At 70.3% G+C, this 11950-nt stretch carries 11 protein-coding genes; 5 read left to right on the forward strand and 6 right to left on the reverse strand.

The window, feature by feature from the left end; all coding sequences use genetic code 11:
• Window positions 1–430 precede the first annotated feature (430 nt).
• Window positions 431–1156: a TSUP family transporter gene (locus ACWD0F_RS49400; RefSeq protein WP_449889732.1), complete on the forward strand. Its 726-nt coding sequence runs from the start codon at window positions 431–433 to the stop codon at window positions 1154–1156.
• A gap of 353 nt (window positions 1157–1509) precedes the next feature.
• Here the strand turns inward: ACWD0F_RS49400 and ACWD0F_RS49405 are convergent, their stop codons facing one another.
• Window positions 1510–2835 carry a lysine N(6)-hydroxylase/L-ornithine N(5)-oxygenase family protein gene (locus ACWD0F_RS49405; protein ID WP_449889734.1) on the reverse strand — a complete coding sequence of 442 codons (1326 nt, stop codon included), beginning with the start codon at window positions 2833–2835 and terminating at the stop codon, window positions 1510–1512.
• A gap of 226 nt (window positions 2836–3061) precedes the next feature.
• On the opposite strand from ACWD0F_RS49405, the gene ACWD0F_RS49410 reads away from it, so the two are divergent.
• Window positions 3062–3685, forward strand: a complete 624-nt coding sequence (locus ACWD0F_RS49410) for an FMN-binding negative transcriptional regulator (RefSeq protein ID WP_449889735.1) — start codon at window positions 3062–3064, stop codon at window positions 3683–3685.
• A gap of 53 nt (window positions 3686–3738) precedes the next feature.
• Here ACWD0F_RS49410 and ACWD0F_RS49415 read toward each other — a convergent pair whose 3' ends face one another.
• A complete protein-coding gene (locus tag ACWD0F_RS49415; RefSeq protein WP_449889736.1) occupies window positions 3739–4308 on the reverse strand; it encodes an LmbU family transcriptional regulator in 570 nt (189 codons plus the stop codon).
• Window positions 4309–4725: 417 nt separating this feature from the next.
• Here ACWD0F_RS49415 and ACWD0F_RS49420 point away from each other — a divergent pair, with 417 nt between their 5' ends.
• Both ACWD0F_RS49420 and ACWD0F_RS49425 read left to right on the forward strand, forming a co-directional pair.
• On the forward strand, window positions 4726–6225 hold the full coding sequence (locus ACWD0F_RS49420) for an acyl-CoA carboxylase subunit beta (RefSeq protein WP_449889737.1): 1500 nt from the start codon (window positions 4726–4728) through the stop codon (window positions 6223–6225).
• Window positions 6226–6371: 146 nt separating this feature from the next.
• Window positions 6372–7085: an LmbU family transcriptional regulator gene (locus ACWD0F_RS49425; protein ID WP_449889738.1), complete on the forward strand. Its 714-nt coding sequence runs from the start codon at window positions 6372–6374 to the stop codon at window positions 7083–7085.
• A 77-nt stretch (window positions 7086–7162) separates the two neighbouring features.
• Here ACWD0F_RS49425 and ACWD0F_RS49430 read toward each other — a convergent pair whose 3' ends face one another.
• The 4 genes from ACWD0F_RS49430 to ACWD0F_RS49445 form a co-directional block, all read right to left on the reverse strand.
• Window positions 7163–8404 (reverse strand): beta-ketoacyl-[acyl-carrier-protein] synthase family protein, encoded by a 1242-nt coding sequence (locus tag ACWD0F_RS49430; RefSeq protein ID WP_449889739.1) that lies wholly within the window; start codon window positions 8402–8404, stop codon window positions 7163–7165.
• Between the two features lie 49 nt (window positions 8405–8453).
• Window positions 8454–9689, reverse strand: coding sequence for a beta-ketoacyl-[acyl-carrier-protein] synthase family protein (locus ACWD0F_RS49435; protein WP_449889741.1), 1236 nt, complete (start codon window positions 9687–9689; stop codon window positions 8454–8456).
• 241 nt (window positions 9690–9930) lie between these two features.
• Window positions 9931–10176: an acyl carrier protein gene (locus ACWD0F_RS49440; RefSeq protein ID WP_449889743.1), complete on the reverse strand. Its 246-nt coding sequence runs from the start codon at window positions 10174–10176 to the stop codon at window positions 9931–9933.
• Window positions 10131–11138, reverse strand: coding sequence for an ACP S-malonyltransferase (locus ACWD0F_RS49445; protein WP_449889745.1), 1008 nt, complete (start codon window positions 11136–11138; stop codon window positions 10131–10133). Before ACWD0F_RS49445 ends, ACWD0F_RS49440 begins: the two co-directional genes overlap by 46 nt.
• Window positions 11139–11233: 95 nt before the next feature.
• Between ACWD0F_RS49445 and ACWD0F_RS49450 the strand changes: the two genes are divergently transcribed.
• Window positions 11234–11908, forward strand: coding sequence for an FMN-binding negative transcriptional regulator (locus tag ACWD0F_RS49450; RefSeq protein WP_449889746.1), 675 nt, complete (start codon window positions 11234–11236; stop codon window positions 11906–11908).
• The last annotated feature ends 42 nt before the right edge of the window (window positions 11909–11950 follow it).

Consider the following 11950-nt stretch of genomic DNA (forward strand, 5'->3'; position numbering starts at 1 on the left):
CCCCGAAGTCGGGGAGGGGCGGCGACCGCTGTCCTTTTCGGTTTTCCGCCCGGTCCGGAATGATTTCTTGAGGAGCAATCTGCTAGTTCCAGGCCATCCTTATTAGGGGGTGGTTGGGGTTTTACAGCAGATATGGGCGGCTTACTCTTGAAGTGTCGGTGTTGCAGGGATTTTAGCCCGCGATGAGGTGGTGTCCTGGTCGGAGAGCCGTGCCCCACGCTGGAGGGCCGTTACGTGAGGAGTAGCTCGCGTAACGGCCCTCGAATTTTTGCCGGGAATGGCCGTCGGAGGGCTCGTCGCGTTTTTGCGGAAGTCCGAATTATGCGGTATGTGGATTGAGCTGGTGGTCTGGGGTGCTTTCTGGGTTATGTGCGCGGGCGGCTCCTTGTTCAGTGGGAGGTGACACGACCGAGGTTGGGGAGGTGTCGCCATGCCGGACCTGGCCATCCTGCTGCTGTCTGGAATCGCCGTCTTCATCGGAGCCGTCCTGCAAGGCGGCACCGGCACCGGACTCGCACTGGTGTCGACCCCGGTCGTCCAGCTCCTGGAACCCGATCTCATGCCCGGCGCCATGCTCGTCGTCGCCTTCGGCCTGGCGGTGCTCACCGTGGCCGACGAGGCCAGGCACGCCGACTGGAGCGGACTGCGCTGGGCGCTCGGCGGCCGGCTGGTCGGCACCGCGGGCAGTGCCTGGGCGGCGGCGATCGCGACGGTGCAAGGGCTCAGCCTGCTCAACGGCGCCGTCATCCTGCTGGTCGCCGTGGTGGTGGCGCTGGCGCCGTCGCGACTGCCGCGCAACCGCTTCACCCTCGTGACCTCCGGCATGTTCGCCGGCGTCGCCGGGACCACCGCGGCGATCGGCGGACCGCTGATCGCGCTGGTCTACCGTGGCTCGTCCGCGCCCACCATGCGGGGCAGCCTGGGCGTCTTCACCACCTTCGGCAGCCTGCTGTCGTTGTCGTGCGTCGCGCTGATGGGCTCGCTGAGCTGGACGCAGATCGTCGGCGGTCTGGTCCTGCTCCCCTTCGTGGGCGCCGGCTTCCTGGTCTCCGCGCGGGTCCGCCGCCATCTGGAGCAGCGCTGGATCCAGGGCGCGGTGCTGGTCATGGTCGCCCTGGCCGCCGTGTCGCTGATCCTGCGCAGTCTCCTCGGCTAGCCGCCCGGCGGGCTTCGAGCCGCTGTGATCCAGCGGCGCGAAGCCACGGTGCGTGGTCAGCGGAGGGCGTGCGCGCCGGGTCGTCGCCGGGCGCGGGAGCCGGTCGTGACGCACGTCGTTGTACGGGGACATGTCGGCTCCTCTCCTGAAATTTCTTGACTGGGGCGGTTCGGCTGGGTGGCGCCCGGGGGGTCGCGCCGCCTCGGGACGGAGCCCCGTGGGTTGAGGCCCCGGTGGACGGAGCCCCGCCGAATGAGGCGCCGGTTGGTGGGATCTCGGCGGAGCGCACCTCGCGGGACGAGGCCGTCCGGGAGGGGAGTGCCCGGGATCGGGCCGGGCGGGTGGGCGCCGGGTCAGGCGGCGTCACTGGTCACCTGGCTGGGGATCCGGTGCCGCAGGGTCCGCGTCGTGGCCCGCCGCTCCAGAACCGAGTCGGCGATCTCGCCGCTGCGCACGGCGATGTTCGACAGCAGGGCCGACGACAGGCCGTGGGTGTGCTCGGTGCCGCCCTGCAGATAGATGCCGCAGTGCACGTCGGGGGTGGTGACGATGCGGTAGTCGCGCTCCAGCCGCAGGCGGCCGGCCTCGTCGCGCAGGCAGTGCTCGTTGAGGTCGCCCAGCAGGCGGCCGGGCTCCATGGCGTCGTAGCCGGTGGCGAAGACCAGCGCGTCGACGTCGAGCTCGGACTCCTTGCCGAGCTGCGAGTGCAGCAGGACGCGGGTCTCGTCACCGACCCGCTTGACCTCGGTCACCCTGGTCAGGTTCAGGAAGTGCAGGCGTCTGGCCTGGTGCACCTCCTCGTCGTAGGAGCGCCGGTAGAGGTCCCTGATGACGTCGTCGTCGACCACGGAGTAGTTGGTGTTCTTGTGGTAGCGCCAGAAGGAGTCCTTCGTCTGGTCGGATCCGTAGTAGTAGTCGTTGACGGCGTCGGGGTCGAACACCTGGTTCGCGAAAGGTGTGTCGTCGGCCACGGAGTATCCGTACGAGGGCATGATCGAGTGGACCTGGGCGTGCGGCAGCGAGTCGTGGAAGAACCTGGTGATCTCGGCGGCGCTCTGGCCGGCGCCGACCACCGCGACGTTCCGCAACTCCGCGGGGTCCATCCGCTTGTACTTCCCGAGGAACTCCGAGCTGTGCCAGACCCGGTCGTCGCGGGCCATGCCGGCCGGCATCCGCGGCACCAGGCCCGTCGCGAGGACCACGTTGCGCGCGTTGACCCACCTGCTGCCGGAGCCGCTCGTGTCGCGCACCTCAAGCTGCACGTACTCCCGCGTGCCGGGGGCCGGCCGCATCGAGGTGATCTCCGAGCCGTAGGAGACCTGGTGGGCGAAGTGCTTCTCCGCCCATTCCAGGTACTGGTGGAACTCCTGGCGCGTCGGGAAGAAGTCCTGGTTGTTGACGAAGCTCGTCAGCCGGCCGGACTGGTGCAGAAAGGAAACGAACGTGTATCGCGACAGCGGATTGCGGAAAGTGGCCAAGTCCTTAAGAAAAGAAATCTGCATGGTGGCCGATGGGAGCAGCATGTTCCGGTGCCAGCCGAATTTCGGCTGACGCTCGAAGAAGGCGGCTCGCACATCTGATCGCTGTTCCTCCAGGGCAATCGCCAGCGACAGGTTCGAAGGACCGAAGCCGATGCCGACGACATCGTACGTCTCAGACTCGGGCATGTTCATTCGCATTTCCCCATCTCGGATGTTCCGTGGCCGTCTCGCACCTCGTTCTCCGTGGTGCGCTGAACAACACGGTACGGGTGGCCCCTAGGGGTGGGGAAGCCTTTCCAGGGGGAACTTGTAGGGGTTGCCCGGAGGTGCGCAGGGGTTCCGCCGTGGCAGTCTCTGGGGTTGCTGTCCCGGCGACAGGACAGCAATAGTGGGTTTATCCGGGATAGCGAAAGGAGTGATCGGGATGTACGTACCGAGTTGGCATCGCGAACAGGACGGGTCGTGGATGCTGGAGCTCATCCGCAAGAACCCGCTGGCGTTATTGGTGATCAATGACAGCCCCGCCGCCGGCCCGTTCGCCACCCATCTTCCGGTGATTCCCGACCGGCGGGCCATCGGCGATCACGCGGATGATCTGGCCGGCCTGACCCTGCTCACGCGCCTGGACCGGGCGAATCCCCGTTGGGCCGCGCTGGAGACCGGAAGCGCCATCCTGCTCTCCTTCACCGGCCCGCCCGCCTTCGTCTCGCCCGCCGTGTTCGCGGTGACGCCGGCCACCACCCCGACCTGGACGTTCACCAGCGTGCAGGTGCGCGGCGTCGTGGAGCGGATCGACGCGCCCGAGGAGGCGCTGGGCGCGCTGCGGGAGACCGCGCGCACGCTCGAATCCGGGTGGGACGTGTACGAGCCGGTCGACCGGTTCCACCGGATGCTGGCCGACGTCGGCCCCTTCCGGGTCAAGGTCACCGGAGCGAGGGGCATGTTCAAGCTCAGCCACGAGAACCCGGCCGACGTGCGGCGACGCCTCCGGGAGTCCTTCGGCCTGCGCGGCCGCGCACCCCAGGAGCGGGTGCCCGCGGCCCACTGACAAAGCGGCACGGCCCCCCGCCCGCGGCAGGCGAGGGGCGGTGGCAGCCGGGGTCAGACGCCGGTGCCGACCTCGATCTCCTTCAGGATCCGCTCGGCCGCCTTGTCCAGCGTCACGAGCACCCACTGCTCCAGCTTGACTCCCGACTGCGCCGCCGCCAGATGCCAGCGCTGCACATGGGGGCCGGGCAGCGCCAGCCGCCGGGTCGCCTCCACCGAGCTCACAGGCACCGGCTCGGCGTTGTCCTTGGCGGCGCGCAGCGCGCCGCGGAGCTGCTTGGTGGTCCAATTGAGGCGTTCGGCGCGGTCGAGCCACAATTCCTGCTCGTTCACCGGCAGGGACGCCAATTCGGCGTGGTGCTGGAAGGTCAGCGCCGACCGCCGCCGGTTGAACTTGAATTTCCGCGCCACCCACGCGTAATTGCGCAGGGTCTGGTACTGCAGGCCGACGGCGCGGATGCCGCGTTCGTACCGGTCGGCGTAATGGTCTTTGCCGAACAGCAGCCAGTCGCCGAGCCACCAGCAGGAGGAGTCGATCAGGTCGGTGAGCTGCCGCCCGGCCCGCTCCCATTCCTCGAAGCTCAGCCCGACCGGGATCTGTAATCCGATTTTCGTCGTCAGCACCTGGCCACGACGCGATTCTGGATCGTGGGCGCCGGATGGTGCGGGCACATTGTCTGGGTTTCTGCGGAACACGGTGGAATTCCTGCCAACGGCGATGTCGGATGGGGTTGTCATTCAGACCTCCATGACCATTGTCAGCGCCGGGCGCACACCTCGGTCACGTTGCGCGCTATTGCGGCTGCCAGCTCGGTTCGCACGACCGGCAGGAAACACTGTGGAGAAGACGTATATCCAGTCTGAATGGTGCGGCGATTGTGTCGCAACCCCAGTCCTGCTATGCGCGCGGCCCCTATTCGACCGGGCCGGAAGGGCGTCCGGCGTCTGGCCGGCGGGACGGGTGGCGAAAGGTTGGCAGGTGACGGGACCACCGGCTTCGCTGGTAACAGGTTTCTGATTTCTCTCCCCTAAGGGACGGCGATGACGGTTTCCGCGGAATTAGATCTCCGAGCTCCTTCGGTACGGCTCGCGCGCCTGCTGGACGCAGGTTCGCCGGTTCCGCTGCACGAGGAGGACGACAGCGGTGTGCTGGCCGTGCGCGGGACGGTGGACGGGACGCCGGTGGTGGCGTACTGCACCGACGCCCGGCGGATGGGCGGCGCGCTCGGCGCGGCCGGTTCGGCGCGCATCATCGAGGCCGTCGACGCCGCGATGCTGGCGGACTGCCCGATCGTCGGCGTGTGGCACTCCGGCGGCGCGCGGCTGGCCGAAGGCGTGGAGTCCATGGACGGCGTGGGCCGGATCTTCGCCGCCATGACCATGGCGTCGGGCTTGATCCCGCAGATCTCCGTCATTCTGGGGCCGGCGGCGGGCGCGGCGGCGTACGGCCCGGCCCTCACCGATGTCGTGATCATGACGGAGGCGGGCCGGATGTTCGTGACCGGGCCGGACATCGTGCGCAGCGTCACGGGCGAGCAGGTCGACATGGCCGGGCTTGGCGGACCCGAGGTGCACGGACGGCACTCGGGCGTCGCCCACGTCACGGTCGCCGACGAGGAGGAGGCCTACGCCCGGGCCCGCGCCATCACCGGCCTCCTCTCCCGCCAGGGCACCTTCGACCTGGCCCCGCAAGACCTGGCCCCGCAAGACCTGGCCCCGCAAGACCTGGCCGAGCGCGACCTGATTGCGCGGGACTTGGTCGCGAGTGGCGTGGCCGGGGGTGGCGCGGTCGTCGATCCGAGTGCGCTGCTGCCGGAGTCGCCGCGGCGGGCCTACGACATGCGTCCCGTGGTCCACGCGATCCTGGACGACGGCGGCGACGGCGTGGCGTTCGAGGAGCTGCATCCGCGCTGGGCCCCCAACCTGCTGGTCGGCCTGGGCCGGCTCGGCGGCCGGTCCGTCGGCGTGGTGGCGAACAACCCGCTCCGCAAGGGCGGCTGCCTCGACTCGCTCGCGGCCGAGAAAGGCGCCCGGTTCGTCCGCATGTGCGATGCCTTCGGCCTGCCCCTCGTCGTCCTGGTGGACGTGCCCGGCTACCTTCCGGGCGTCGGCCAGGAGCGGGGCGGGGTCATCCGGCGCGGGGCCAAGCTGCTGCACGCCTTCGCCGAGGCCGTGGTGCCCGCGGCCACGCTCATCATCCGCAAGGCGTACGGCGGCGCGTACATCGCCATGAACTCCCGCTCGCTCGGCTCCTGCGCCGTCTTCGCCTGGCCGGGCGCCGAGGTGGCGGTCATGGGCGCGGAGTCGGCCGTCGCCGTCCTGCACAAGAAGACCCTCGCCGCGACGCCGGAGGCCGAGCGGGCGGCCCTGCACGCCGTGCTCGCCGAGGAGCACCGCTGCGTGTCCGGCGGGCTGGGCCGCGCGATGGAGCTGGGCGTGGTCGACGAGGTCATCGCTCCGGAGACCACGCGGAGCAGGCTCATCGAGGCGCTGGCCCGCCCGCCGCGCACCCGGGGCGACCACGGGAACATCCCGCTCTGAGGTCTGTCAAGGGCCGCCCCCTAGGGACTTGGCAGGATGGTCAGGGGCATGTTAGGGGTACGTTCCCGCAGGTCGATTGCTTACTTTCGGTTCAGCAGGCCTTACAGCAGAAAGGCTCCGCGGAACCAGGAGTATCGAACATGCGCATGAGCGCCAGAACGATTGAGGCCCCGACCGGCGCGCTGACGACCGACGCCGGCATGAGGAACGTCTGCGACATCCGCCGCCCCCTTCCGTTCAACCCCGCCGGTCCTGTGACGCTCGGCCGCACGGGGCTGGTCTTTCCCCGCATCCTGCCGTTGCGGGCCTGGGAGCGGCTGGGGGAGGAGCTCGCCGCGATCAGCAGCTCCTCCGCGTGGTGGCTCGCCGACTGGCTGATCTACGGCGAGACCGCCTACACCGGCCGCTACCGCCAGGTCATCGAGAAGACCGGGCTGAGCTACCAGACGTTGCGCAACTACGCCTGGGTCGCACGGCGTTTCGAGCTGGACCGCCGGCGGGAGGCGCTCAGTTTCGCGCACCACGCGGAGGTGGCGTCCCTGGAGACGGCCGAGCAGGACTACTGGTTGCGCAAGGCCGAGGAGCAGGGCTGGTCGCGCAACCACCTCCGCAAGCAGGTCCAGGCCAGTCACGCCGAACGCTCGGGCGGCGCGTCGGCGCGCGGGACCGAGGTCGCGCACGACCAGTTGCCGGACTGCCCGGCCAAGAGCATCCAGGTGTTGCTGCCGCCGGCGCAGCTCGAACTCTGCTCGGAGGTGGCGCTGGCGCAGGGCTTCAGCCTGGACGCCTGGATCACGTACGTGCTGGAGTCCGCGGTCAGCGCGTACCAGCAGCCGCGTGTCCTGACCAGTGTCTCGTAGAGACCGATGGCGGAAACCGTTCGACCGAGGACCGACCTGAGGAAGGCCCGCCGCGGCGGGCCTTCCTCAGTTGTGCGTCAGACGGATCGGAAGGCGACCACGACGTTGTGGCCGCCCAGCCCGAAGGAGTTGTTCAGCGCGGCCACCGCCCCGCCCGGCAGCTGACGCGGCTCCCGCACCACGTCCAGCCCGATCTCGTCGTCCAGGTCGTCCAGGTTGCTGGTCGGCGGAATCACCCTGCGGTGCAGCGCCAGCGCCGTCACGACCGACTCCGCGGCCCCCGCGGCCCCCATCAGGTGGCCCATGGAGGACTTCGGGGCGGTCACCGCGACCTGGTCCGCGTGCGGCCCCAGCAGGGCGCGGATGGCCATGCTCTCGGTGAGGTCGCCCTGCGGGGTCGAGGCGGCGTGCGCGTTGACGAAGGACAACTCCTCCGGTGCCAGCCGGGCGTCCGCGAGCGCCTGCCGCATCACGATCGCCTTGCTGGTGCCCGTGGGCTCGGGCGTGGCGAAGGCGTAACCGTCGACGTTGATCCCGGAGCCGGCCACCTCCGCGTACACCCGGGCGCCGCGCCTGGCCGCGTGCTCCGCCGATTCGAGCACCAGGATGCCGGCGCCCTCCCCGAACACGAACCCGTCCCTGGCCTTGTCGAAGGGCCTGGAGGCCCGTTCCGGCTCGTCGTTGCGCCGCGACAGCGCCTGCATCAGGGCGAAGGAGGCCAGCATCAGCGGGTGGATCGCCGCCTCCGACGCTCCGGCCACGACCACGTCGGCCGTGCCCGAACGGATGAGGTCCGCGCCGCGCCGGACCGCCTCGTTGCCCGACGCGCAGGCGGCGAGCGGCGCCTCCGCCGCCGCCGTGGCTCCGAGGTCGAGGCTGACCCAGGCGGCGGCGGCGTCGGGCAGGACCTTGCCGATCGTGAACGGCGAGATGTGGCGCGGCCCCTTCTCCTTCAGCGCGTCCCAGGCTTGCAACAGGCTGGACAGGCCGCCGACCGCTGAGCTGATCGAGACCGCGATCCGGTCGCCCGGTGGTCGCTGATCGTCGTCCGCGAAGCCCGCGTCCCGCCAGGCCTCCTTGGCGGCGATCATCGCCATCTGCTCGTAGCGGTCCATCCGCCGGAGCGTGACCCTGGGAAGCACCTGCGCGGGGTCGAAGTGCGCCCGCGCCGCGAGCCGTATGGGCAGATCAGCGTACTCGGGGTCGGTGAGGAGCGTGATGCCGGAGCGCCCGGCCATCAGGCCCTCCCACGTCGAGGCGACATCGCCGCCGAGCGGGGTGATGGCGCCGAGTCCGGTGACGTATACCTTCGGGCTCACTTTGGGGTCTCCCTAGCTCTCATGCGGATGCGGTGGCCGCCTCGCCTGCTCAGGCCGAGGTGAAGACGAGCGCGACGGTGTGCCCCCCGAAGCCGAACGAGTTGCTCATCGCCGCCAGCGGTGCGCCGGCGCGGGGGAGCAGCTCGCGCGGCTCGGTGGGAACGTGGAGGGTGAGGTCGTCGTCGGGGTCGTCGAGGTTGATCGTCGGGGGCGTCACCCGGTCGCGGACGGCGAGGATCGCGGCGATCGCCTCGACCGCTCCGGCCGCGCCGATCAGATGCCCGGTCATGGACTTGGTCGCCGACACCACGGCGTCGTCGTGGCCGAGGACGTCGGCGATGGCCTGGGCCTCGACGATGTCCCCCGCCGGGGTGGCGGTGGCGTGCGCGTTGACGTGCGCGACGTCCTCGCCCCGGAGGCCGGCGTCGGCGAGCGCGAGCCGCATGGCCGTCCGCGCACCGACCCCGCTGGGCAGGGAGATGTGGTGCGCGTCGGCCGCGAGCCCGACGCCGGCGGCGACCGCGTGGACGCGCGCGCCGCGACGGCGGGCGTGCGCGGCCGATTCGAGCACGAGCACACCCGCGCCCTCGCCCAGCACGAAGCCGTCCCTGCCCTTGTCGAAGGGGCGCGAGGCACGCTCGGGCTCGTCGTTGCGGAGGGACAGGGCCCGCATCGAGGCGAACCCGGCGACGCACAGCGGCAGGATGATGCTCTCCGTGCCGCCGGCCACCACCACGTCGGCGCGGCCGGACCTGATCATGTCGATCGCGTAGCCGATGGCCTCCGCGCCGGCCGCGCACGCGCTGACGGGCGCGTGCGCCCCCGCCTGGGCGCCCAGCTCCATGCTGATCCACCCGGCCGCGCCGTTGGCCATCAGCATCGGGATGGCGTACGGCGAGACGTGCTTCCAGCCCTTGCGCTGGTAGCTCTCGTAGGCGGCCTGCACCGAGCCGACCCCGCCGATCCCCGGCGAGACGACGACGCCCAGCCGCTCCGGCGCGACGTCGGGCGCCCCCGCGTCCTGCCAGGCCTCGCGCGCCGCGACGAGGGCGAACTGCTGCCCCCGGTCCATGCGCCGGACCTGGGTCCTGCTGAGAAGTCCCTCCGGGTCGACCGCGGCCGGAGCCGCGATCCGGACCGGCAGCTCCGCCGGCCACGATTCGGGCAACCCGCGCACGCCGCTGCGTCCGTTCAGCAGCCCCTGCCAGGTTGTTGGCACGTCGCCGCCGAGCGGCGTCGTCGCACCGAGCCCGGTGACGACGACCGCTTCCTCGCTGGTCTTCACGGCGATCCTTCCTGAGCGCTCATAGCGCCGCTTTCGATGCCGTACGGCCGGATCCGGGCATGGCGCGGCCGGCCGCCGGCAGGTGGTTCTCTTTCTTGACCCCGCACGTGCGGAATCGATGGCAGCCGGCGAGGGCGAGGAGGCCGCTCACCGGCTGATCACGGGAGGCGTTCCCGCGTTGCGCTCCGGGCCCGCGCGGCCCCCGGCACGATCGGCGCCGTCCGGCCGCGCGGGCTCGTGGTCAGGCGCGCTGGCGGTGGATGTAATCCACCACGTCGCTGACCGTGATGAGCTTGTTGAGCTCATCGTCTGGGATGCGGACGCCGAACCGCTCCTCGGCGGCCACCACGATCTCCACCATGGACAACGAGTCGATGTCGAGGTCGGCGGTCAGGGCCTTGTCCAGCTCGATCTCGCCCACCGGCACGCCGGCGACCTCGTTCACGATCTGGGGGAATTCAACGCGGATCTGTTCGAGAGTGGCCATGATGGTGCTCCTTCGTGGATGAGGTGGTGGTCGCCGCGTGCGTGTTCGCCGATGAAGGCGGCGGCGTCGCCGAGCTGATCGGGGGAGTTGAGCGCGAACGTCTCGACACCGCGCATCGCGCGCCTGGCGATGCGGGTGAGCGTGCCGGCCGGCGGAAGCTCCAGCAGGCCGGTCACGCCCAGCTCGACCATGGTGTCCATGCAGAGGTTCCAGTACACCGGCGAGCTCACCTGCTGGGCGATCCTCGACAGCGCCTCGCGCCCGTCGGTCACGACCTTGCCGTCCCGGTTGGACAGCAGCAGGGTCGCCGGCGCGGGGGGCGAGATCGCCGGAAGGTAGCCGTCGAGCAGCTCGGTCACGTGCTGGACCTGCTCGGTGTGGAAGGCGCCCGCCACCTTCAGCAGGAAGGTGCGGGCCTGGGGCGGCGGGTCGGCGATGAGCCGATGGAGGTCGGCCCGCGCGCCCGCCGCGACCACCTGGCCCGGCCCGTTGTTGTTGACCGCGGCCAGGTTGTGGTCGCGGATGGCGGCCAGGACCGTCGCGGAGTCGCCCCCGACGACCGCGACCATGCCGGACTCGCTCCGGGCGGCCGTCTCGGCCATGGCCCTGCCGCGCTCGCGCACCAGGACCATCGCCTGCTCGGGGCTGAGCAGCCCGACGCAGGCGGCGACGGTGATCTCGCCCACGCTGTGCCCGGCCGCCAGGTCGATCCGCGCCACGACGTCCGCGGGCGCGGGGAACAGCGCCTGTGCCGCGAGCAGGCCCGCGGCGACGAGCAGCGGCTGGGTGACGGCGGTGTCGTTCACCGTGTCGGCGTCGGCCTCCGTACCGAGGTAGGCCAGGTCAAGACCGCACACCGCGGAGTACCAGCGGAGACGGTCGTCGAATTCCGGATCCTCGATCCACGGAGCGAGGAACCCTGGGGTCTGTGCGCCCTGACCGGGCGCGACTATCGCGAGCACGTTTTCAGGATTGCAAGGCGCAGATGAGTTGGGCAATCTTTCGGAGATGGGCCCGGATTCGGGTGAGCGGCGTCTTGAGAAATGGGAGAAAGCCAATGTTCGTGCCTGGTCAATATCGTGAGCCGGACAGTTCGTGGGCGGTCGAGCTGGTCCGCTCGAACCCGCTCGCCTTACTGGTGGCCAATGGCGATCGGAACGGGGTTCCGTACGCCACCAGTGTGCCCGTCATCGTCGATCCGCTGGCCGCCGAGCCGGTCGATGATCTGACCTCGGTGACGCTGCTCGGTCATATGAACCGGGCGAATCCGCAGTGGCCGGCCCTGGCCGACGGAATGCCGGTGCTGGCGATATTCTCCGGCCCGAACGCTTATGTCTCGCCGACCGTCTACGACATCCATCCGGCGGCCCCGACCTGGAATTTCACCTCGGTCCACGTGCACGGCACCGTGCACAAGATCGAGTCGGCCGAGGAGACGCTGGCGGTGGTCATGGCCACCGTGCGGGCTTTCGAGGGGCGTTTCGGAGCCGGCTGGGACATGTCCGGCTCGATTCCCTATTTCCAGCAGATTCTGCCGGGCGTCGGCGCCTACCGGATCAAGGTGTCCGGGGTCGACAGCATGTTCAAACTCAGCCAGGAACAACGGCCGGAGGTCCGCGACCGGGTACGGTGCTCCTTCGCCGGCAGCGACTTCGGCCGGCGGCGCGAGGTGGCCGGGCTCATGGAGCTGTTGCCCGAGGTCAGCGCGGCCGGGAGCTGCCCGGTGCCGTGAGTTCCCGCCGGGCGGCGCGAGGCGTCCCGCCAGCGGGACGCC

The organism is Nonomuraea sp. NPDC002799 (genome assembly GCF_053592075.1).